Annotated in this window: 19 protein-coding genes; 5 read left to right on the forward strand and 14 right to left on the reverse strand. The window is 63.1% G+C overall.

Features of this window, described 5'->3' with window-relative positions:
- Window positions 1-103: 103 nt before the first annotated feature.
- From yidC to rpmH, 4 genes are read right to left on the reverse strand one after another with little or no spacing between them, the layout of a single operon-like run.
- On the reverse strand, window positions 104-1,801 hold the full coding sequence (gene yidC / locus ACIPHN_RS18260) for a membrane protein insertase YidC (protein ID WP_400438283.1): 1,698 nt from the start codon (window positions 1,799-1,801) through the stop codon (window positions 104-106).
- Between the two features lie 23 nt (window positions 1,802-1,824).
- On the reverse strand, window positions 1,825-2,184 hold the full coding sequence (gene yidD, locus ACIPHN_RS18265) for a membrane protein insertion efficiency factor YidD (RefSeq protein ID WP_400438285.1): 360 nt from the start codon (window positions 2,182-2,184) through the stop codon (window positions 1,825-1,827).
- Between the two features lie 5 nt (window positions 2,185-2,189).
- Window positions 2,190-2,603: a ribonuclease P protein component gene (gene rnpA, locus ACIPHN_RS18270; RefSeq protein ID WP_400438287.1), complete on the reverse strand. Its 414-nt coding sequence runs from the start codon at window positions 2,601-2,603 to the stop codon at window positions 2,190-2,192.
- A 26-nt stretch (window positions 2,604-2,629) separates the two neighbouring features.
- The gene (gene rpmH, locus ACIPHN_RS18275; RefSeq protein WP_006461360.1) at window positions 2,630-2,767 is read right to left on the reverse strand and encodes a 50S ribosomal protein L34; all 138 of its coding nucleotides are present in this window, start codon (window positions 2,765-2,767) and stop codon (window positions 2,630-2,632) included.
- Between the two features lie 1,177 nt (window positions 2,768-3,944).
- Between rpmH and ACIPHN_RS18280 the strand changes: the two genes are divergently transcribed.
- The 4 genes from ACIPHN_RS18280 to ACIPHN_RS18295 all read left to right on the forward strand — a co-directional run bounded on the left by ACIPHN_RS18280 (window position 3,945) and on the right by ACIPHN_RS18295 (window position 9,447).
- Window positions 3,945-5,867, forward strand: a complete 1,923-nt coding sequence (locus ACIPHN_RS18280; protein ID WP_400438290.1) for a PrkA family serine protein kinase — start codon at window positions 3,945-3,947, stop codon at window positions 5,865-5,867.
- Between the two features lie 103 nt (window positions 5,868-5,970).
- The gene (locus ACIPHN_RS18285; RefSeq protein WP_400438292.1) at window positions 5,971-7,236 is read left to right on the forward strand and encodes a YeaH/YhbH family protein; all 1,266 of its coding nucleotides are present in this window, start codon (window positions 5,971-5,973) and stop codon (window positions 7,234-7,236) included.
- Window positions 7,233-8,762, forward strand: a complete 1,530-nt coding sequence (locus tag ACIPHN_RS18290; RefSeq protein ID WP_400438294.1) for a SpoVR family protein — start codon at window positions 7,233-7,235, stop codon at window positions 8,760-8,762. Before ACIPHN_RS18285 ends, ACIPHN_RS18290 begins: the two co-directional genes overlap by 4 nt.
- Window positions 8,763-8,793: 31 nt before the next feature.
- A complete protein-coding gene (locus ACIPHN_RS18295) occupies window positions 8,794-9,447 on the forward strand; it encodes an LON peptidase substrate-binding domain-containing protein (RefSeq protein ID WP_400438296.1) in 654 nt (217 codons plus the stop codon).
- 32 nt (window positions 9,448-9,479) lie between these two features.
- On the opposite strand, the gene ACIPHN_RS18300 is transcribed toward ACIPHN_RS18295, so the two are convergent.
- The 4 genes from ACIPHN_RS18300 to metH form a co-directional block, all read right to left on the reverse strand.
- Window positions 9,480-10,169 (reverse strand): MarC family protein, encoded by a 690-nt coding sequence (locus tag ACIPHN_RS18300; protein WP_400438298.1) that lies wholly within the window; start codon window positions 10,167-10,169, stop codon window positions 9,480-9,482.
- Between the two features lie 83 nt (window positions 10,170-10,252).
- Window positions 10,253-11,434 carry an MFS transporter gene (locus ACIPHN_RS18305; RefSeq protein WP_400438335.1) on the reverse strand — a complete coding sequence of 394 codons (1,182 nt, stop codon included), beginning with the start codon at window positions 11,432-11,434 and terminating at the stop codon, window positions 10,253-10,255.
- 255 nt (window positions 11,435-11,689) lie between these two features.
- Window positions 11,690-11,974 carry a hypothetical protein gene (locus ACIPHN_RS18310; protein ID WP_400438299.1) on the reverse strand — a complete coding sequence of 95 codons (285 nt, stop codon included), beginning with the start codon at window positions 11,972-11,974 and terminating at the stop codon, window positions 11,690-11,692.
- A 118-nt stretch (window positions 11,975-12,092) separates the two neighbouring features.
- Window positions 12,093-15,836 (reverse strand): methionine synthase, encoded by a 3,744-nt coding sequence (gene metH, locus ACIPHN_RS18315; protein WP_400438301.1) that lies wholly within the window; start codon window positions 15,834-15,836, stop codon window positions 12,093-12,095.
- 192 nt (window positions 15,837-16,028) lie between these two features.
- Between metH and ACIPHN_RS18320 the strand changes: the two genes are divergently transcribed.
- On the forward strand, window positions 16,029-16,613 hold the full coding sequence (locus ACIPHN_RS18320) for a 5'-methylthioadenosine nucleosidase (RefSeq protein ID WP_400438303.1): 585 nt from the start codon (window positions 16,029-16,031) through the stop codon (window positions 16,611-16,613).
- 7 nt (window positions 16,614-16,620) lie between these two features.
- On the opposite strand, the gene fmt is transcribed toward ACIPHN_RS18320, so the two are convergent.
- From fmt to ACIPHN_RS18350, 6 genes are all read right to left on the reverse strand, one after another.
- Window positions 16,621-17,574, reverse strand: a complete 954-nt coding sequence (fmt, locus tag ACIPHN_RS18325; RefSeq protein WP_400438305.1) for a methionyl-tRNA formyltransferase — start codon at window positions 17,572-17,574, stop codon at window positions 16,621-16,623.
- A 43-nt stretch (window positions 17,575-17,617) separates the two neighbouring features.
- The gene (locus tag ACIPHN_RS18330; RefSeq protein WP_400438307.1) at window positions 17,618-18,424 is read right to left on the reverse strand and encodes an SDR family oxidoreductase; all 807 of its coding nucleotides are present in this window, start codon (window positions 18,422-18,424) and stop codon (window positions 17,618-17,620) included.
- A 97-nt stretch (window positions 18,425-18,521) separates the two neighbouring features.
- The gene (locus ACIPHN_RS18335) at window positions 18,522-19,226 is read right to left on the reverse strand and encodes a thiol:disulfide interchange protein DsbA/DsbL (protein ID WP_400438309.1); all 705 of its coding nucleotides are present in this window, start codon (window positions 19,224-19,226) and stop codon (window positions 18,522-18,524) included.
- A 113-nt stretch (window positions 19,227-19,339) separates the two neighbouring features.
- The gene (locus tag ACIPHN_RS18340) at window positions 19,340-20,008 is read right to left on the reverse strand and encodes an SPOR domain-containing protein (protein WP_400438311.1); all 669 of its coding nucleotides are present in this window, start codon (window positions 20,006-20,008) and stop codon (window positions 19,340-19,342) included.
- A gap of 24 nt (window positions 20,009-20,032) precedes the next feature.
- On the reverse strand, window positions 20,033-21,766 hold the full coding sequence (argS, locus tag ACIPHN_RS18345) for an arginine--tRNA ligase (RefSeq protein ID WP_400438313.1): 1,734 nt from the start codon (window positions 21,764-21,766) through the stop codon (window positions 20,033-20,035).
- 184 nt (window positions 21,767-21,950) lie between these two features.
- Entirely contained in the window at window positions 21,951-22,478 is a 528-nt protein-coding gene (locus ACIPHN_RS18350) for a DUF6622 family protein (RefSeq protein WP_400438315.1), read from the reverse strand.
- Between the last annotated feature and the right edge of the window lie 34 nt (window positions 22,479-22,512).

A 22,512-nucleotide genomic window follows, 5' to 3' on the forward strand; every position in this document is an offset into this window, starting at 1 on the left:
CCAGGGCGGCTTCATGACAATGTTAATCCTGCCGGCTGGCGACAAGCGAAAAAAAACCCGTGGAATCCACGGGTTTTTCCTTTGATGGCCTGCAAGAACCGGCTTACTTGGTCTTGCCGCTCTCGATGTTGCGGGTGATCACCCATTGCTGCGCGATCGACAGGATGTTGTTGGTCACCCAGTACAGCACCAGGCCGGACGGGAAGAAGAAGAACATGAACGAGAACACCAGCGGCATGAACATCATCACCTTGGCCTGGACCGGGTCCGGCGGGGTCGGGTTCAGCTTGGTCTGCAGGAACATCGATGCAGCCATGATGATCGGCAGCAGGCCGATGGGCATGTTGAAGTAGGGGATGGTGCCGAACAGGCGATCCGGGGCGGTCAGGTCATGGACCCAGCCCAGCCAGGGCGCGCCACGCATTTCTACCGAGGCCAGCAGCACCGAGTACAGGGAGATGAACACCGGGATCTGGATCGCGATGGGCAGGCAGCCGCCCAGCGGGTTGATCTTCTCGGTCTTGTACAGGCTCATCATCTCGCGGTTCATGGCCTGCGGATCGCTCTTGTGACGCTCGCGGATGGCTTGCATCTTGGGCGAGACCGCCTTCATCTTGGCCATGCTGCGATAGCTGGCGGCCGACAGCGGGAAGAAGATCAGCTTGATCAGCACGGTCAGCAGGATGATGGTCCAGCCCCAGTTGCCCACCAAGTTGTGGATGTGGGTCATCAGCCAGAAGATCGGCTCGGCAATCACGGTCAGGTGACCGTAGTCACGCACCAGATCCAGACCCGGGGCGATGGCTTGCAGGGTCTTGGAGACGGTAGGGCCGGAGTACAGCTGCGCATCCATGGTCACGCTGGCGTTGGGAGCAATGGCGCCCAGCGGCAGGATGGAACCGACGGCGTACAGGTTGTCACCGACCTTCTTGCTGAAGATGTCGCGCTGCGCCTTCTGCGGCGGGATGTAGGCCGACACGAAGTAGTGCTGCACCATCGCGATCCAGCCGTTGTCGGCCTTGTTCACGTGCTGCTGCTTGCCATTGGCGATCTTCTCGAAGTCCAGCTTCTCGAAGTGCTCGCTGTCGCTGTAGACGGCCGGACCGGTGAAGGTGCTGTAGAAGTGCGATTCGCCGCCCGGCTTGTTGCCGTCGCGTACCAGCTGCAGGTACAGCGAGGGATTGATGGCCGCAGCGGAGGTGTTGGTCACCGTGTGCTTGACGTCGATCAGGTAGCTGTCGCGCTTGAAGGTATAGGTCTTGGTCAGCTTCACGCCGCCCTGGTCAGCCACCAGCACCAGTTGCACTTCATTGCCATTGTCCAGCGAGCGGGCGCCGGGCTGGGCCGTGAAGATGGTCTTGTGGGTGGGGAAGGGGCCACCGATCAGGCCCGATTCGGCCAGGTAGGTGTGACCGGCTTCGGAGTCGAACAGGACCACGTTCTTGGTCGGATCGACCACGTCAGGCTGCTTGAGCAGTTCCAGGCGCTTGAGTTCACCACCGACGGTATCGATGCTGGCCTTGACCAGGTCGGTGGTGATGACGATGGTTTCACCCTTGGTGGCGACAGCGCTGCTGTCGTTGCCCGGCAGGGCGGCCGGCGTCGATGTGCCGGCTTGCGGCACAGGCGAGCCGTTCGGGCTGGCGGTCGGCGCGGCCGGATTGGCCGCGGCTTGCTCCTGAGTCGGATTGGCCGACGGGAAGAACATCGACTGATGTCCGTTATGGCGCATCCAGCTATCCCAGAGCAGCAGCAGGGAGAAGGAGAATACAACCCACAGGACGGTACGTTTGATATCCATATGCGATATGCGTATTGATGAGTTCAGGAGTGGCTGCAACCGTCAGCGGCCACAGGGAGGGAAACCCGCGCAGCACCAGGCTGCGAGGAAGCATTCGGCAACACGGAGGAAGACGCGCGCGCAGGCTCGGCCTGCGCAATTGCATCAGCGGCGGCGGCCCGGGCTTCGGCAGAACCGGGCACCAGATCGAGCCCGCCGGGATGCCAGGGATGGCATTTGCACAGGCGTTTGCCGGCCAGCCAGCTGCCCTTGAGGGCGCCATGCACACGCACCGCCTCGGCGGCATAGTCGGAACAACTGGGATAGAAACGGCAATTCTGCCCCAGGAAAGGACTCACTCCCAGCTTGTAGGCTCGTAACAGCAGGAGCAAAGGCGTTTTCATCGTTCCTATTTCCTGGCAAACGCTGGTGCGTTCGGCAAAAAGGCGAACAGTTGCGTCAATTCAGCCCGCACCACCGCCTTCAGGGCAGTGGTGCGCGCCGGATCGCGCTTGCTGTTGAGCGGGCGCGACAGGCGCACGATGCAATCCACCGCAGGCAACTCGGCCTGGCGAAACAGCTCGCGCGTGGCACGCTTGATCGTGTTGCGGGTGACCGCGCGCGGCGCCAGCCGCTTGGCCGCCACCACGCCCAGGCGGGCTTGCGGCCGGCTGTTGCGGCATGCGTACAACACGAAATGCTCGGTACGAAACACGGGGCGCAAACGAAAAACGGATGAAAATTCATCCGTTTTAACGATTCGCCGATCGCGTGGGAAGTCGCCTGCTAGACGTGCTGGAAGCGGTGAACGGACGTCCGTCACACGAAACGGCAGCGCAGTGTCGTGGCTTAAACTGCAGCCAGACGCTTGCGGCCCTTGGCGCGACGGGCGTTGATCACGGCACGGCCGCCACGGGTTGCCATACGGGCACGGAAACCATGGGTACGCTTGCGACGCACGACGGAAGGTTGGTAAGTACGTTTCATGTTGGACTCGCTAAGTTGGGCTGCCTTGGAGCAAACAGCAAAAATAAATCGGAATTCTGGAACCGCTTTCGGTGTGCCTGTTCCGCATCACCGATGCCCTGCCGCCCATGTAAGCCGGCAGCCCCTGCATCGCTGACACCATTTGTTGGCCTCTGCCGCCTTCCAGCCCCAATATTTGCCTCGCTTTGCTCTGGCATGGACCCGGTCGACAACTGAAACAGCACTGCGACGGCACCGCGCGCAATTCTTCAGATGGTGAACCCTGAATTAGACTGCATTTTCTACTTAGCTGTCAATGACTTATGGGCTTTTGGGGCGATCTGTACACAAGCCGAGGCCGGGTTTTCCACCAGAATGTGGCGAATCGGCGATTTCCGCCATCGCCCGGGATGAAAAGTTACTCATGAGACATGTCGTGCCACGGTTTTTCCGGCAACTGCAGCCCGCCCCTTTGCAAGACAGGGAACCGCTGCGACGCATGCGCGCAGCGCATGAGCAAAACCGTAAATCATCTAAAGCGTTTTGGCCTGCCCTCCCCTGCGCAGCCCGAATGAGGCAGATGCGCAACACCGTGGCAGTGCCGCAGGTGCGTTACAAAAGAAGAGAAGCGAGTATGCCCCCGCCGCAAACGCCCGGCAAGAGACCTGGCACGATTCCAGCTACAGGGGAGAGAGGAGCGATGACGCAGCGCGATAGCCGCGCCGGCCATGGAGAAGAAGCGGGGCAGCAGCATCTGCCCGGACATGCTGCAACATGCTACCCACGGCGGGATACTGCGCCAGTTTGCGACGTGCGGCTATCAGGGTTTTCACGATGGCGCGCTGCGCGAAAATAGCGCACTGTGAGGTCAACCGCCATGGCATGCCGCACATTGAAAGAGCATGAGGGATGTTTGCTTCGCATTGGATGGGATGAATCACACACGATGCGCAAGAAAATCCCGTCCATACTGAACCAAGGTTCATAGGTGGGATCACTAAGTGGAAGCAAAAAAAGGACTAGAATAAAAGCCAGAGCTGAAATGATCTTCGCAACACGCTGTTGATGCTACGGCTTTCAAAGAACACACCGGCAATGACGCTCACCAGAGTCACCGACGCGTTCTTCGATAACCGCAGATGGCAAGTCCAGACATATAAATCTGTTTCGTACTTTTTTCGAGAGCGACGGAGGTGGTATGGATATCTACAGCAGCTTTGCAAGCCGGTTCGACAAGACCAGAGAAGAAGAGTTATCGCTTGAAGAGTATCTGAATCTTTGCAAGAGCGACCCGGCGGTCTATGCATCTGCTGCCGAACGGATGCTGATGGCCATCGGCGAACCCGAAAAGGTGGACACCCGCGAAGATCCCCGCCTCTCGCGCATCTTTGCCAACAAGGTCATCAAGGTCTATCCCGCCTTCAAGGAATTCTACGGCGCGGAAGAAGTGATCGAGCAAGTGGTGGCGTACTTCCGTCATGCCGCCCAGGGTCTGGAAGAAAAGAAGCAGATCCTCTACCTGCTGGGTCCGGTCGGCGGCGGCAAGTCTTCCATTGCCGAGCGTCTCAAGCAGTTGATGGAGCAGGTGCCCTTCTATTCCATCAAGGGCTCGCCAGTCAACGAATCGCCGCTGGGCCTGTTCGACTATGACGAAGACGGCGCCATCCTGGAAGAACAGTACGGCATCCCGCGTCGCTATCTCAAACCCATCCTCAGTCCCTGGGCCGTCAAGCGCCTGCACGAGTACAACGTCGACATCCGCCAGTTCCGCGTGGTCAAGCGCTATCCGTCCATCCTGCGCCAGATCGGCATTTCCAAGACCGAGCCGGGCGACGAGAACAACCAGGACATCTCCACGCTGGTGGGCAAGGTCGATATCCGCAAGCTGGAACAGTATTCCCAGGACGATGCCGACGCCTACAGCTATTCGGGCGGCCTGTGCCTGTCCAACCAGGGCCTGCTGGAATTCGTGGAAATGTTCAAGGCCCCCATCAAGGTGTTGCACCCGCTGCTGACAGCGACCCAGGAAGGCAACTTCAAGGGCACCGAGGGCTTCGGCGCGATCCCCTTCGATGGCGTCATCCTGGCCCACTCCAACGAATCGGAATGGAAAGCCTTCCGCAACAACAAGAACAACGAGGCACTGCTGGACCGCATCTTCATCGTCAAGGTGCCGTATTGCCTGCGCGTGTCCGAAGAGATCAAGATCTATGAAAAGCTGATCCGCAGCTCCTCGCTGGCCCAGGCCACTTGCGCGCCGGGTACGCTGAAGATGATGGCGCAGTTCTCCATCCTGACGCGGCTGAAAGAGCCGGAAAACTCCAGCCTCTTCTCCAAGATGCAGGTCTACGATGGCGAGAACCTGAAAGACACCGACCCCAAGGCCAAGTCCTACCAGGAGTACCGCGACTACGCCGGCGTGGACGAGGGCATGAACGGCATCTCCACGCGCTTCGCCTTCAAGATCCTCTCGCGCGTGTTCAACTTCGACACCACCGAGGTGGCGGCCAATCCGGTGCACCTGATGTATGTGCTGGAGCAGCAGATCGAGCGCGAGCAATTCCCGCAGGAGGCCGAACAGAAGTACCTCTCCTTCGTCAAGGACACGCTGGCCTCGCGCTATGCGGAATTCATCGGCAAGGAAATCCAGACCGCCTACCTGGAGTCGTATTCGGAATATGGCCAGAACGTCTTCGACCGTTACGTGACCTATGCCGACTTCTGGATCCAGGACCAGGAATACCGCGATCACGATACCGGCGAAAGCTTCGACCGTGCGGCCCTGAATGCGGAACTGGAAAAGATCGAGAAGCCGGCCGGCATCAGCAATCCCAAGGACTTCCGCAACGAGATCGTCAACTTCGTGCTGCGCGCACGGGTCAACAACGGTGGCAAGAACCCGCTGTGGACCAGCTACGAAAAACTGCGCGTGGTGATCGAGAAGAAGATGTTCTCCAACACCGAAGACCTGTTGCCGGTGATCTCCTTCAATGCCAAGGGCTCCACCGAGGAAATGCAGAAACACGAAGACTTCGTCAATCGCATGGTCAGCAAGGGATACACGCCCAAGCAGGTACGCCTGCTGTGCGAATGGTACCTGCGCGTGCGCAAGTCCTCGTAAGCGCCGCGTGCGCGCACCGCCCCGGGGACGGCGCGGTGCGCCATGCGACTCCTCGGCGCCGTCCGCCGCGATGCGGGCCGCCGACCACTAGCAGGAGAGACGAGTGCTGCATCAGATCATCGACCGCAGGCTGGCTGGCAAGAACAAGAGCATCGCCAACCGGGAGCGCTTCCTGCGGCGCTTCAAGGGGCATATACAACGTTCGGTGGCGGACGCCGTGCGCGACCGCAGTATTACCGATCTCGAAAAATCCAAGAGCATCAGCATCCCGCGCAAGGATGTCTCCGAACCCTTCTTCCATCACGGACGGGGCGGACGGCGCGAGGCTGTGCATCCGGGCAACCAGGACTACCTCCAGGGTGACCGCATCCCGCGCCAGGGTGGCGGGGGCGGCGGGGGTGGCAGCAGTGCCAGCAACGAGGGCGAAGGCCAGGACGATTTCACCTTCGAGCTGACCCGCGAAGAATTCATGAACTACTTCTTCGAGGACCTGGAATTGCCGCGCCTGGTGGAAACCAATCTGCTGCAGGTCCCCAACTGGAAGAACCAGCGCGCCGGCTATTCGGTCGATGGCTCGCCCAACAATATCGACGTGGTGCGCTCGCTGCGCTCCTCGCTGGGCCGGCGCATTGCGATGGGCGGGCCACTGCAGCGCCAGCTCGACATCGCCGAAGAAACCCTGGCCGAGATGAAGCGCAAGCCGGACGAGCACCAGTCCGACATCAAGCTGCTGGAAGAAGAAGTGCGCCAGCTGCGCGCGCGCATCCTGCGCATTCCCTTCATCGATCCCTTCGACCTGCGCTACGTCAATCGCGTACGCCAGCCGCAGCCATCCAGCCGCGCCGTGATGTTCTGCGTAATGGATGTGTCGGGGTCGATGGACGAGCAGCGCAAGGACTTGTCCAAGCGCTTCTTCATCCTGCTCTATCTCTTCCTGACCCGCAATTACGAGCACATCGAGGTGGTCTTCATCCGCCACCACACGCGGGCCGACGAGGTGGATGAGAACACCTTCTTCCACTCGCAGGAAAGCGGCGGCACGGTGGTTTCCAGCGCGCTGGAATTGATGCACGACATCATCACCAAGCGTTATTCGCCCAGCGAATGGAACATCTATGGCGCCCAGGCCTCCGACGGCGACAACTGGAATGACGATTCACCCAAGTGCCGGGAACTGCTGGAGTCGGCCATCCTGCCGCTGACGCGCTATTTCGCCTATATCCAGGTGGCCGAGCCGGAACAGAACCTGTGGACCGAGTACCTGCAACTGATCGAATCGCATCCGCACTTCGCCATGAAGAAGGTGCAGTCGGCGGCCGAGATCTATCCGGTGTTCCGTGAACTCTTTGAAAAGCAGGTGCACGCATGAACAGCCGCTTCAAGCATGATCCCCTGCCTTGCCCCTCGGACTGGAGCTTCGAGCTGATCGAGCGCTACAACGAGGAAATCGCGCGCGTGGCCAAGGGCTATGGACTGGACATCTATCCCATCCAGCTGGAGATCATCTCGGCCGAGCAGATGATGGATGCCTATGCCTCGCACGGCATGCCGGTCAACTATCGGCACTGGTCCTACGGCAAGCATTTCATGCTGACCGAGCGTGACTACAAGCGCGGGCAGATGGGCCTGGCCTACGAGATCGTGATCAACTCCGATCCCTGCATCGCCTACCTGATGGAAGAAAACACGATGACCATGCAGGCCCTGGTCATCGCCCATGCGGGCTATGGCCACAACTCCTTCTTCAAGGGCAACTACCTGTTCCAGCTGTGGACCGATGCCAGCGCCATCATCGATTACCTGGTGTATGCCCGCAACTACATCTCCGAATGCGAAGAGCGCCATGGCTTCGAGCGCGTGGAAGAACTGCTGGATTCCTGCCACGCCCTGATGAGCTATGGTGTGGACCGCTACAAGCGTCCACAGCGGCTGTCGCTGGCGCAGGAAAAGGCCCGTCAGCGTGAGCGCGAAGCCTACATGCAATCGCAGGTCAACGAGCTCTGGCGCACCCTGCCGACCAAGAAGGAAACCGCCGCCACCGCCGTGGAAGAGCGCTTCCCCAGCGAGCCGCAGGAGAACCTGCTGTACTTCGCCGAAAAGAATGCGCCGCTGCTGGAGCCCTGGGAGCGCGAGGTGATCCGCATCGTGCGCAAGATCGGCCAGTACTTCTATCCGCAGCGCCAGACCCAGGTGATGAACGAAGGCTGGGCCACTTTCTGGCACTACACCCTGCTCAATACGCTCTACGACCAGGGCCGCCTGACCGATGGCTTCATGATGGAATTCCTGCATTCGCACAGCAATGTGGTGTTCCAACCGCCCATCACCAAACCCTATTACAACGGCATCAATCCCTATGCCCTGGGCTTCTCGATGATGAGCGACATCCGCCGCATCTGCGAGCATCCCAGTGACGAGGACCGCGAGTGGTTCCCCGAGATCGCCGGCAGCAACTGGCTCGATACCCTGCACCATGTGATGCGCAACTACAAGGACGAGAGCTTCATCGCGCAGTACCTCTCGCCCAAGCTCATGCGCGACATGCGCATGTTCGCCGTGCTCGACGACGACACGCGCAGCGAGATGGAAGTCTCGGCCATCCATAACGAGCGCGGCTTCCAGTATGTGCGCCAGGCGCTGTCACGGCAGTACGACATCAATCACCGCGAGCCCAACATCCAGGTCTGGTCGGTCAACACGCGCGGCAACCGCAGCCTGACGCTGCGCCACTTCCGCAGCGATGGCCGCTCGCTGGGCGACAGCACCAACGAGGTGCTGCGTCATATGGCGCGACTGTGGCAGTTCGATGTCTATCTGGAGAGCGTGGACGACAACGGCTACATCGTGCAACGCTACGAATGCGTGGCCGAGAACCGCTATTCGCTGCGTTCATGAAGGCCTTCCCCTTGCCGCGGCCGGAGTGACCATGCCGGCCGCGCCCGCCACTCCCCGTCCGCCGATCTCGGCGCAGACCATCCCGCTGTTTCCGCTGGCCAGCACGCTCTTTCCCGAAGGGCGGCTGCCGCTGCAGATCTTCGAGGTCCGCTACCTGGACATGATCGGCAAATGCATCGCCGAGGGTAGCGGTTTTGGCGTGGTCGCCCTGACCGAAGGCTCGGAGGTGCGCCGTCCCGGCCACAGCGAGCGCTTCGTCGGCGTGGGTACGCTGGCGCGCATCAGGGAATGGTCCACCCCTTCGCCGGGCTTGATGCGCATCGCCTGTAGCGGCGGCGAACGCTTCCGCATCCTGCAGGCCGAGCAGCACAAGCATGGCCTGTGGACAGCCGAAGTGGAGATGATGGAGAGCGACCGCGCCGTCATCATCCCGGAAGAATTGCGCAATACTGCGCGGGCGCTGGACGACCTGCTGCAATCGGTCATGCGTCAGGGCCTGCCGGACAGCGAAGTCCCGATTGCCGCGCCGTTCCGCCTGGACGATTGCGGCTGGGTCGCCAACCGCTGGGCCGAGATGATGCCCATCACCGTCGACATGAAGCAGAGCCTGCTGGCGCTGGACAATCCGCTGCTGCGGCTGGAGCTGGTGCAGGATGCCCTGGATGAACTGGGCTGGCTGAAATAGCCCCCGACTGCCCCTCCCCCTACCATGCGCCCTTACGGCGCCACGCCACTGATCCCAGCCTCGGCCAGCAAGGCCGCCATCCCCGACCAGAAGATCTGGATGCCGATGCACAGCAGGATGAAGGCCGACAGGCGCAACACCACCATGGTGCCCAGGCGGCCCATCAGCTTGACCAGCTTGTGCGCGTAGTTGTAGCACAGGAAGATCACCAGCGAGGTCAGTGCCGCACCCAGGGCCGCGCTTCCCACCGAGATGACCCAGTCCAGCAGGCGCGTGGGTGTATTGGCGCCCAGCGTGATGGAAGCGGCAATGGTGCCCGGCCCCACGGTGAGCGGGAAGCTCATGGGATAGAAGCTGCGCGCCTTGATCTCCTCGTCGGGCAGATCCTCGTCATAGGTCTTGGCGACCTGGGTGGGAATGGCGTTGTCCTGGCTGTTGTCGTTGAGCAGTTTCCAGCCCGACACCGCCACCAGCAAGCCACCGCCGACGCGCACGATGGGCAGCGAGATGCCGAAGAAGGTCAGCACATGCGAACCGATGAAGATCGCCGCCACCAGCATGAACCAGCAATTGATGGCGACCTGGCGCGCGATGCGCTGCTCGGTGCTGCGGCTGACATTGCCCAGCAGGTTGGCGAACACCGGCGCAATGCCCAGGGGATTAAGGATGGGCAAGAGCGTGATCGGGATCAGCACGACCGCTTTGAGGAAGAGGATCAGCATGGGAGAAAAAAGGACAGAAGAAGCTGGAGCTGGCAGCGTAGCCGAAAGCCGCTACGCTGCCAACTCCACGCACGCACCGGCGTTCAGGCGGTGCGCAGATGCATGCTGCGCGCACGCATGAGCAGCAGCGCCGCAATGGCGAAGTTGAGCAGGTTCCAGCCGATGCCGTTGGCGAAGGCGGCATGGTAGGAGCCGGTCATGTCGAAGATCTTGCCCGACATCCAGCCGCCCAGCGCCATGCCGAACATGGTCGCCATGATGGCCGCGCCCACCCGCTGGCCGGTCTCGGCCGCCGGGAAATACTCGCGCACAATGATGGCGTAGGACGGCACGATGCCCCCCTGGAACAGGCCGAACAGGGCCGAAATCACATACAGGGAGGCCAGGCTGTCAAAGGGCAGGAACAGCAGCAGCGACAGGCCCTGCAGCATGGAACCCAGCAACAGCGTGCGCAGCCCGCCGATACGGTCGCAGATGGCCCCCGAGACCAGCCGGCTGACCACGCCGCAGGCCAGCATCAGCGAGAGCATCTGGGCGCCACGCGCCGGACCATAGCCGAGGTCGCCGCAATAGGCCACGATATGCACCTGGGGCATGGCCATGGCCACGCAACAGGCCACACCGGCCACGCACAACAGCAATTGCGCCGAACCTGGCGCCAGCCCGAAGGGCCGCGCGCCCCCACCGCTGTGCGCGGCCGTGGCACCGCTCTCCTGTGCCGGCGGACGGGCGCGCATGAACAGCGCCAGCGTACACATCACGACGGCACAGATGATGCCCAGGCCGATGTAGGTCTGCTGCCAGCCCACGCTATCGACGAAATGCTGGACGATGGGCGGCCAGATCGCGCCGCCCAGGTAGTTGCCGCTGGCGCACACCGCCACGGCAATGCCACGGCGCTTGCGGAACCACATCGAGGTATCGGCCACCAGCGGCGAAAAGGTACAGGCCGTGCCCAGGAGGCCGATCAGGATACAGTGGGCCGCCATGAAGAACCAGATGTTGGGCGCCAGCGCGGCGGCGATGAAACCACCGCCCAGGCAGGCGCCGCCCAGCAGCAGCGGACGGGTGATGCCGGAACGGTCGGCCATGCGGCCCATCAGCAGGCCCCCCACGCCCACGCCCAGCATGGTGAGGGTATAGGGCATGGAGGCCAGGCCGCGATCGACCTGGAAATGCGTCTGCACCGCCGGCAAGACCACGGCCATCACATACATGCCGCTGGCGCCGACGATCATCAGGACCATCGTGATGCACAGGCGCATCACCGCATAGGAGGAATCGACCTGGTGCAGGTCAGAGTGGCTGGCGCGGCTGGATGCAGCAGACAAGGTACTGGATGGAGGGGTATCCAAGGTGATCTCCGGCTAATTTTTTATAAAATTATGGTGGTGCTGGCCGGGATGGAATGATGATGTTGTCCCCGGCCACGTCCCGCACTCGATTGGTGCAAGCCTTGCAGACTAACATGCAAGCGCCGGCCTTGCAGGCAGGGCTGCAAAAGGCGGGGCCGGGAAAAACTAGCCGACGTGGTAGAGATGGACTTGCTGATAGCCCATGCGCTCCTTGTGGCGAGCGATCTTCTGCAGCATCAGCAAGCCGGCCTCATGGCCAGCCACCACGGTGCGCCGCGCGGCGCTGCGCATCTCGCCGCCATCCCAGGCCTGGGTGAGCACCCAGTCACCCAGCAGATCCTGCACCAGGTCGACGGTGAAGATGGCACGCGATTTTCCGTCCGAGAAATGCAGACGCATGGCCACGGTCACGGGCAGTGCATGGGTGACGTGGTCGGCGGAATCGATCATGGCTAAAGCGGGGCTACGGAACGGCGGGCGTGGATGATAGCAGGACGGCTGCCGAATACAAGGACAACAACAAGAACGACAACAAACCCGCCCGGCACGCAGCCGGGCGGGGCAAAGCTTAGAGGTTGGGCGCGAGCCAGCGCTCCAGGTCTTCCCGCGCGACCTGGCGGCGCTGGGCCATGTCCTCGACCTGGTCGGCACCGATCTTGCCGACCACGAAGTACTTCGATTGCGGATGGGCCAGGTAGAAGCCCGATACCGACGCCCCCGGGAACATGGCATAGGACTCGGTCAGCTGCATGCCGATCTCGTCACACTGCATGGCGCGGAAGGCATCGGCCTTGACGGTGTGTTCGGGGCAGGCCGGATAGCCGGGCGCGGGGCGGATGCCCAGGTACTTTTCCTTGATGAGGTCGACGCTGGAGAGTGCCTCGTCGGCGGCATAGCCCCACAGGTCCTTGCGCACGCGCTCATGCAGGTATTCGGCGAAGGCTTCGGCCAGGCGGTCGGCCAGGGCCTTGAGCATGATGGAGGAGTAATCGTCATGGGCGTCCTCGAAGCGCTTCTCGTACTTCTCGATACCCAGGCCCGCGGTCACGGCGAACATGCCGATGTAATCCTGGATGCCGGAGTCCTTGGGAGCGATGAAGTCCGACAGGCACTGGTTGGGACGCGCCACGCCATCGACCACCGGCTTCTCGGTCTGCTGGCGCAGGCCGTAGTAGGTGAAGGCGACCTGGCTGCGGCTGTCATCGGTGTAGATCTCGATGTCGTCGTCGTTGACGGTGTTGGCCGGCAGCAGCGAGATGACGCCATTGGCGGTGAGCCAACGGCCGTCGATGATCTTCTTCAACATCGCCTGGGCTTCTTCGAAGACCTTGGTGGCGGCCTCGCCCACCACTTCATCGCTGAGGATGGCGGGATAAGGACCGGCCAGGTCCCAGGTCTGGAAGAACGGGCCCCAGTCGATGTAGTTGGCCAGCAGGGCCAGGTCGACATTCTTGAACAGGCGGCGGCCAATGAACTTGGGCTTGACCGGCGCGAACTCCAGCCTGGTCTTGTTGGCGCGGGCAGCCGCCAGGGTCAGCATGGGCGCGGCCTTCTTGCTGGCGTGCTGCTCACGGATGCGTTGGTAGTCGGCGTTGAGCTCGGCCACGTAGGTCCCCTTCTGCTCATCGGTCAACAGCGACGCTGCCACCGAGACGGCGCGCGAGGCATCCGGCACATAGACCACCGGACCTTCGTAGTTGGGGGCAATCTTGACGGCCGTGTGTGCACGTGAGGTGGTGGCGCCACCGATCATCAGCGGCATCTTCAGGCCGGCGAAGTACGGGTCGCGCTGCATTTCCTTGGCCACGTAGGCCATCTCTTCCAGCGAGGGCGTGATCAGGCCGGACAGGCCGATGATGTCGGCCTTCTCTTCCTTGGCCTTGGCCAGGATCTCGGCGCAGGGCACCATCACGCCCATGTTGACCACCTCGAAGTTGTTGCACTGGAGGACCACGGTGACGATGTTCTTGCCGATGTCATGGACGTCACCCTTGACGGTGGCGATCACGATCTTGCCCTTGGGCTTGGCGACCTCGCCGGTGGTGATCTCGAGCTGGCGCTTCTCTTCCTCGATGAAGGGGATCAGGTGGGCCACGGCCTGCTTCATCACGCGGGCCGACTTGACCACCTGCGGCAGGAACATCTTGCCCTGGCCGAACAGGTCGCCGACCACGTTCATGCCATCCATCAGCGGACCTTCGATCACATGGATGGGACGACCACCGTCGGCGGCGATCTGCTGGCGCGCCTCTTCGGTATCTTCCACGATCCATTGCGTGATGCCATGGACCAGCGCATGCGAAAGGCGCTTGGCGACCGGTTCGCTGCGCCACTCCAAGGTAGCTTCTTCCTTCTTGTCGCCAGCCTTGAGATTGGCGGCGAATTCGATCATGCGCTCGGTGGCGTCGTCGCGGCGATTGAGCACCACGTCCTCGACGCGCTCGCGCAACTCGGCCGGCAGGTCGTCGTAGACGCCGATCATGCCGGCGTTGACGATGCCCATGGTCATGCCGGCCTTGATGGCGTGATACAGGAAGACCGTGTGGATGGCCTCGCGCGCCGGGTCATTGCCACGGAAGCTGAAGGACACGTTGGAGACGCCGCCGCTGATCTTGGCATAGGGCAGGTTCTCGTGGATCCAGCGGGTGGCGTTGATGAAATCGACCGCGTAGTTGTTGTGTTCCTCGATGCCGGTTGCGACCGCGAAGATGTTGGGGTCGAAGATGATGTCCTCGGGCGGGAAGTCCAGCTTGTCCACCAGCAGGCGATAGGCGCGCTCGCAGATCTCGATCTTGCGCGCGAAGGTATCGGCCTGTCCCACTTCATCGAAGGCCATCACGATGACGGCGGCACCGTAGCGACGGCACAGCTTGGCTTCGCGCAGGAATTTTTCCTCGCCTTCCTTCATCGAGATGGAGTTGACGATGGACTTGCCCTGCACGCACTTCAGGCCGGCCTCGATGACTTCCCACTTGGAGGAGTCGATCATGATGGGCACGCGCGCGATGTCCGGCTCGGAGGCGATCAGGTTCAGGAAGCGCGTCATGGCGGCGACCGAATCGAGCATCGCCTCGTCCATGTTGATGTCGATGATCTGGGCGCCGTTCTCGACCTGCTGGCGGGCCACGGCCAGGGCCTCGTCATACTGTTCGTTCAGGATCAGGCGGGCGAAGGCCTTGGAGCCGGTCACGTTGGTGCGCTCGCCGACGTTCACGTACAGCGACTGGTCGTTGATGGTGAAGGGCTCCAGGCCCGACAGGCGCATCTCGTGGCTGTTTTCCGGCAGCTTGCGCGGGGCGATGGTGGCCACCGTCTCGGCAATGGCCTTGATGTGCGGCGGCGTGGTGCCACAGCAGCCGCCGGCGACGTTGACGAAACCGCTCTCGGCGAATTCCTTCAACAGCGCCGAGGTGACATCGGGCGTCTCGTCAAAGCCGGTGTCGCTCATCGGATTGGGCAGGCCGGCATTGGGGTAGATGCAGACGTAGGTATCGGCGATGCGCGACAACTCTTCCGCATAGGGACGCATCAGGGCCGCGCCCAGCGCGCAGTTCAGGCCCACCGTCAGCGGTCGCGCATGACGGATGGAATTCCAGAAGGCGGTCACGGTCTGGCCCGACAGGATGCGGCCGGAGGCGTCGGTGACGGTGCCCGAGATCATGATGGGCAGGCGCTTGCCGCTTTCCTCGAAGAAGGTATCGATGGCGAACAGCGCCGCCTTGCAGTTGAGGGTATCGAAGATGGTCTCGACCAGCAGCACATCGGCGCCACCTTCGACCAGCGCGCGCGTCTGTTCCAGGTACGCACTCACCAGTTGATCGAAAGTCACGTTGCGGGCGGCCGGGTCGTTGACGTCCGGCGAGATCGAGGCGGTCTTGGGCGTGGGGCCCAGGGCGCCGGCAACGAAGCGGGGCTTGTCCGGTGTCGAGTACTTGTCGCAGGCGGCACGGGCCAGGCGGGCCGACTCCAGGTTCATCTCGTAGACCAGATGCGCCATGTGGTAGTCGTCCTGGGCCACGCTGGTGGCGCCGAAGGTGTTGGTCTCGATCAGGTCGGCACCGGCGGCCAGGTATTGCTCGTGGATTTCCTGGATGATGTGCGGCTGGGTCAGCGAGAGCAGTTCATTGTTGCCCTTGACGAACAGGTCCTTGCCGGGAACGCTGAACCCGGCGAAACGCTGGCCGCGATAATCCTCTTCCGTCAGCTTGTACTGCTGGATCATGGTGCCCATGGCGCCATCGAGGATGAGGATGCGCTTGGACATCAGGTCGCGCAGCAGCAATTCGGTCTGGCACAGTTCGTTCGGCTTCATCTGGCGTTTTTCTCTGGTTACGGCAACAATGCGGGCCTGCCCTCCCCACCGGCAGGTCAAAAAACCGGCCTGGGTACAGACCGGTTTTCAGGCGAAAAATAGAGCCAAATTATACGCGAAAGCGCCCTTCCTCCCGCGTCCGGCCGGCCTTTGCGGCCGGCCATCGTTGCAATACGTTAACTTTTTATAAAAATGCCAGACCGTCAACCCATCCTGATCCTGACCGCCCTGGAAAGCGAACTCAAGGCCGCCGATGCCCCTGCCGGGGTGGAAGTGGTGTATTGCGGCGTGGGCAAAGTCAATGCCGCGCTGCATGCCACCCTGGCCATCCTGGAGCGGCGGCCACGTGCGGTGATCAATTTCGGCACGGCCGGCAAGATCGATCCGCTGCACGATGGCCTGCTGGAAGTGGCGGCCGTGATCCAGCGCGACATGGCCGCCATGCCGCTGGCACCGCGTGGTGTGACGCCGCTGATGAATCAGGAGCAACAACCGCCGCGCCTGGAGTCCGGCTATCCGGGCGTGCTGTGCGGCACCGGCGACAGCTTCGTGACGGCCGCCGATGACTGGCTGGTGGCGCAGCAAGTGGACCTGGTGGACATGGAATTGTTTGCCATTGCCCGCGTCTGCCACCATTTCGGTCTACCGTGGCGGGCCTTCAAGTTCGTCACCGACGGTGCCGACGACGACGCCGCCGATGACTGGCAAGCCCGCGTCCATCTGGGCGCGGAGCTGTTCTGGCGGCATCTGCCGCACGTGCTCAAGCCATACGCCTGAGCGAACCTCAGGCGAAGCGGCCGCCTTCCAGCGGGAAGCCCTTCAGGAATTCCGCTGCCGGCAGGCGCTTGCCGCCCGGCTTCTGCAATTCGGTCAGCAGCAATGCCCCCTCGCCGCAGGCCACCACGATGCCGGCCTGGGCATCGGCCGACAACACCTGGCCGGGTTCGCCCCGCTGCGCTACGGTCACCGGACGCGCCTGCCACAGCTTGACCACGGTGTCGCCGAAGCGCCCGGTGGCGCCGGGGAAGGGGTTGAAGGCGCGGATGCGGCGCGCCAGTTGTTCTGCATTCTGGCTGAAATCCAGCGCCGCTTCTTCCTTGGCGATCTTGGCGGCGTAGTTGGCGCCCTCCTCCGGCTGCGGAGTGGCCGGCAGCTCGCCGCGCTCCAGTTTTTCCATGGCTTCCACGATCATCCGGCCGCCCAGCGCGGCCAGCTTGTCGTGCAGGCTGCCGGTGGTGTCATCGGCCAGGATGGGCAGGCTTTCGATCAACATCATCGGACCGGTGTCGAGGCCCTCTTCCATCTGCATGATGGTGATGCCGGTCTCGGCGTCACCCGCTTCAATGGCGCGATGGATGGGCGCAGCACCGCGCCAGCGCGGCAGCAGCGAACCGTGGATGTTGATGCAGCCGTAACGCGGGATATCGAGCACGCTGCGCGGCAGGATCAGGCCATAGGCCGCCACCACCATCACATCATGCGGTGTGGATTGCAGCAGCGCATGCGCCTCCTGCGCCACCTCGGGATACTTGCCGTTGAGGCGCAGCGATACCGGCTGCGCCACCGGCGTGCCGTGCTTCAGCGCGCACTGCTTCACCGGCGAAGCCTGCAATTGCATGCCGCGCCCGGCCGGGCGATCCGGCTGGGTCAGCACCAGGGTGATCTCGTGGCCAGCCGCGTAGAGCGCTTCAAGCGCGACCGCGGCGAATTCCGGTGTACCGGCGAAAATGATCTTCATGAATAACTCCAGGCGCGGCGCCAGGCACCGCGATATCGGGTTGCTAGAGGTTGCGTGTCTTGTGCGGGGCGCGGGCGAAGGCCATATCGTACAGCCAGTTCGGCAGCAGCCTGAGCAGCTTGGCCACCACGCCCATCTGCCAAGGGATGACGCGATAGCTCACGCCTTCGGCGATGCTGGCCACGCTACGCTCGGCGAAGCGCTCCACCGGCATCAGGAAGGGCATGGGGTAGGTGTTCACGCGGGTCATCGGTGTATCGATATAGCCCGGGGCGATGGTCACCACCTTGATGCCGGAAGCCCGTAATTCCACCCGCAGCGATTCACAGTAACTGATGACGGCAGCCTTGGAAGCACTGTAGGCCTCGGCACCGGGCAGGCCGCGGATTCCGGCCACGCTGCCGATGCCCACCAGCCGGCAGCGCCGCCGCTGTGCCTCGGGCAGCGCCTTCATGCGCGCCACGAAGGGCGTAAAGGTGGCAAAGGTGGCCGTGACATTGACGGCCAGGATGCGCTCGAAGGCGGCCAGGTCTTCCTGGTATTCGGTCAGGGTGCCCTGCGAGATGCCGGCATTGGCGATGACCACATCGGCGCCACCGAACTCGGCCATGAAGGACTCGGCGGCAGCCGCCAGCGCGGCATGGTCGGTGACATCGAGCGCATAGACGCGATGCCGCTCCGGATGGGGCAGGCTGGCCCGCAAGGCATCGAGCTCGGTCCCGCGCCGGGCCACCAGGCCCAGGCTGGCACCCTGCGCCGCATATGCGCGGGCCAGCGCCATGCCGATACCGCTGGACGCCCCGGTCAGGAAGACCCGCAACGGGCCGCTCAGCGTGGGAAGGGATGACATGCCTGCTCCTCGTAGCAATGCAAAGCGCGACGACGCGCGATCAAAATGAAAACGGCCCGCGCCCTTGCGGACGCGGACCGTCGACGGTGGGGCAGGCTTACTTCTTCTTGGCTGCCGCGCCGCTGCTCTTCTCGGCGGCGGCCTTGGCCACCAGGTGATCCATCACCTGCAGGGCCGCGGCCTGCTGCATCGATTCGGGCTGGTTGGCCAGCGCCACGCCAACCACCGAGGGCGAGGTCACGTAACGGCCATCGATGGCGATCATCGGCACGCCATCGACCTTGTAGGATTCCTGCAGCTGGGCTGCGCGACGGACCTTGGTCTGCACGCCGAAGGAATTGTACAGGTCGAGGAATTTCTGCTTGTCCAGGCCGATCTTCTCGATGTAGGCCAGGATGGTCTTGTCGGTATTGATGCGCTGACCTTCGACGTGGATCGCATGGAAGATCTTGGGGCCCAGCTCTTCGGCCTTACCCATGGCTTCGAGCGTGTAGTACAGCTTCTGCTGCGGCACGAAGCTGTCGCGGAAGGCCACCGGCACCTTCTTGAAGTTGATCTTGTCACCCTGCTTCTTGACCCAGGCCGTCAGCGACGGATCCCAGGCCGCGCAGTGCGGGCAATCGAACCAGAAGAACTCGGTGACCTCGACCTTGTTGCCCGAATCGGTAGGCTGGGCCTGCTCCAGCACGCGATAGTCGCTGCCCACTTGCGGATTGGCCGGGGAGGCCTGCACACCGACGCTGGCCGACCAGGCCAGCACGCCAAAGCTGACGGCTGCCAGCAGCTTTTGATGGAAACGCATGGTATTACCCTCTCTGATGGATGTTCGGTAAGGCCCGCCCGGATGGCCGGCCTGCCCCGCCTGCGGCGCCGGCTATCCCTGTCCGGCGTCGCTGGCTTGCTCGGTACGTTCTTTTACTTGGGAATGCGCACGATGGCGGCATCGACCCCGTTATCGGACAGCTTGCTGCGCGTACGGTTCATCGCATCGGCATGCTCGAAGGGACCGATGCGCACGCGATAGAGCACGCCGCTGTCGGCGGTGCGCTCGGTCACCTTGGCTTCGAAGCCCAGCAGGGCCAGCTTGGCGCGGGCGCTGTCGGCATCGGCCTGGTCACGGAAGGCACCGGTCTGCAGGAAGTAGGTCCACTTGTCATCGGCGGCATCGCTCTTGGACGAGGCCGAGGAGGACGACGCCGATGGCTTGGCATCGGCCTGCTTGCTCTCCGGCTGCTTGGCCGGTGCAGGTGCAGGCTGGGCCGGCGTCGGCGCTGCAGCTGGCGGCGTGGCCGGCTGGGCCGCAGCGGTATTGGGCGGCACCGGGGTCTGCGACTGCTGCTGGTCACGCGCGGCCTCGCGGGCGATGTCGCGATTGCCGTAGAGCGGACGGTTGGGATCAGCCGCCTGGGCCGGCGTCGGATCGGTGCGCTCGGGGCGCACCACCTTGTTGACGAAGGGGATGGGCGACTTGGTGATCATCAGCGCCACACCCACGGCAATCCCCAGGCCGACGATCAAACCCAGGATCAGGCCGAGCAGCGTACCGCCGGCCTGCTTGTGATATTTCGCGTTCAACGGTTTCACGTTTCTCTTGTCTAGGAGCTTGTTTTACATTCTGGCAGGGGCCGATACACCCAGCAGCGCCAGGCCGTTGCGCAGCACCTGGCGGGTGGCGGACAACAGTGCCAGGCGTGCAGACCTGGTTGGGACATCGTCCACCAGCACGCGTTCCGCATTGTAGTAGCTATGCAGTTCGCCTGCCAGATCGCGCAGATAGAAGGCGACCTGGTGCGGTCCCAGCTCCTGCAGGGCGTGTGCCAGCATCTCCGGATACTCGGCCAGCTTGGCCAGCAGCGTGGCTTCGCGTGGTGCGGTCAGCGGCGAGAGATCGGCGACGGACTTGAGCTCATCCTCGTTGCCGCCCCACTTGCCCAGCACGGTGCAGATGCGCGCATGTGCGTACTGCACGTAGTAGACCGGGTTTTCGTCGGACTGCGCCAGCGCCAGGTCGACGTCGAACACGAATTCGGTATCGGCCTTGCGCGAGATGAGGAAGAAGCGCACCGCATCGCGACCACGGGTGAGGTCGCGTTCCTGGCCTTCGACGGCCTCGCCGGCCGACCATTCGATCAGGTCGCGCAGGGTGACGTAGGAGCCGGCACGCTTGGAGATCTTGACCTCTTCGCCGTTGCGCATGACGGTGACCATCTTGTGCAGCACGTAGTCGGGATAGCCTTGCGGGATACCCACACCGGCGGCCTGCAGGCCGGCGCGCACGCGCGCGATGGTGCCGTGGTGATCACTGCCCTGGATATTGATGACCTTGCCGTAACCGCGCTGCCATTTGTTGATGTGGTAGGCGACGTCGGGCACGAAATAGGTATAGGTGCCGTCGGTCTTCTTCATGACGCGATCCTTGTCGTCGCCATAGTCGGTGGTGCGCAGCCACAGCGCGCCATCCTGCTCGTAGGTCTTGCCGGCGGCCACCAGCGCATCCACGGCGGCGGCGACCTTGCCATCGGCGTAGAGCGAGGATTCCAGGTAGTAGTTGTCGAACTTCACGCCGAAGGCCTGCAGGTCCAGGTCCTGCTCGTGGCGCAGATAGGCCACGGCAAAGCGACGGATCGAATCGATGTCCTCGACGTCGCCGCTGCCGGTGGCCGGTTCACCATCGGTGGCCGAGACGGTCTTCTTGTCCAGGAAGTCGCGCGCGATATCGGCGATGTAGTCGCCGTTGTAGGCCGACTCGGGCCACTGCGCATCACCCGGCTTGAAGCCGCGCGCGCGGGCCTGCACGGAGGTCGCCAGCGTGGCGATCTGCACGCCGGCATCGTTGTAGTAGAACTCGCGCAGCACGTCGTAGCCCTGGGCGTCCAGCAGCGACGACAGCGCATCGCCCAGCGCGCCCTGGCGGCCGTGGCCCACGTGCAGCGGTCCGGTCGGGTTGGCCGAGACGAACTCGACCAGCACCTTCTTGCCGGCACCGGCGCTGCCGCGGCCGAAATCGGCGCCCTGCTCATGGATCGCCTTGACCACCGCCTGCTTGGCCGCTGCGGCCACGCGCAGGTTGATGAAGCCGGGGCCGGCGATCTCGACGGACTCCACCAGACCCTCGCGCGCCGGATCGGCCATGACGGCGGCGACGATGGCTTGCGCCAGTTCACGCGGATTCTTCTTCAGCGGCTTGGCCAGCTGCATGGCCACGTTGCAGGCGATGTCGCCGTGCGTGACGTCACGCGGACGCTCCAGCGTGATGGTCGGCGTCAGGTCGGTGCCGGCCAGGAGCGGCTGCAATGCGGACGAGAACAGGTCGGAGATGCGTTGTTTCTGTTGTGCGAGCATGGGAATGAGGGGTAAAGCGGAAGCGGCCGTGGCGCCGGACTTGCTCACCGTGCGCCGCGCGGAGGAATCGCTTGAAATTGGTTGAGCAGCCGAGATTATACCGGCTTGCCGACCTGCTTTGCGCCTCCGGGGATGGCCGGGACCGCCTTTTTGCCCGAACTTGCGCTTCCCCTGCCCGCTGGTCTTAGCCCGCAGCAGCCGGCGTCTGCCCGGCATCGCTCCAGGCACGCCAGTAAAGATGCATGATTCGCAACATCCGGCCCGCAAACAGGCCCGCAAAAGCGCCATACACCAGTGCCAGCGGCAACGTAAACCAGGCCTGGGCGGCCAGCGCCGGATGCAGGGCCAGTGCCACGGCCGCGCTGTACTTGACCACGAAGATGCTGACGGTCAGCAACAGCGGTTGCCAGCTGCCGGGCAATACCAGGCGCTGGCTTGCCCGATCGACGCTGATGCGGCGCACGGCCTGGCCGTGGAAACCCAGCCAGGCCGCTGCCAGCAGCGCCAGCGCACCCAGGCCGGAAGCCAGCGCATGGCTGGCCAGGCCCTGCAGCAAGCCGGTCACCGACAGGGCACACATCGCCAGCGGCAACAGCAGCGCGCGCCACAGGGCGCTTTCACGGGTGCGCGTGGCCTGCAGGCCGCGATAGAGCAGGAAGGCCAGCAACAGCCAGACCCAGGTGGGGGTGTGGGAAAGAATGGCGAGGATCATGAGCAACTCCGCGGTTGGACAGCCGACATGGGGC

This window comes from Herbaspirillum sp. NPDC087042 (assembly GCF_044745245.1).
GTDB lineage: Bacteria > Pseudomonadota > Gammaproteobacteria > Burkholderiales > Burkholderiaceae_D > Herbaspirillum.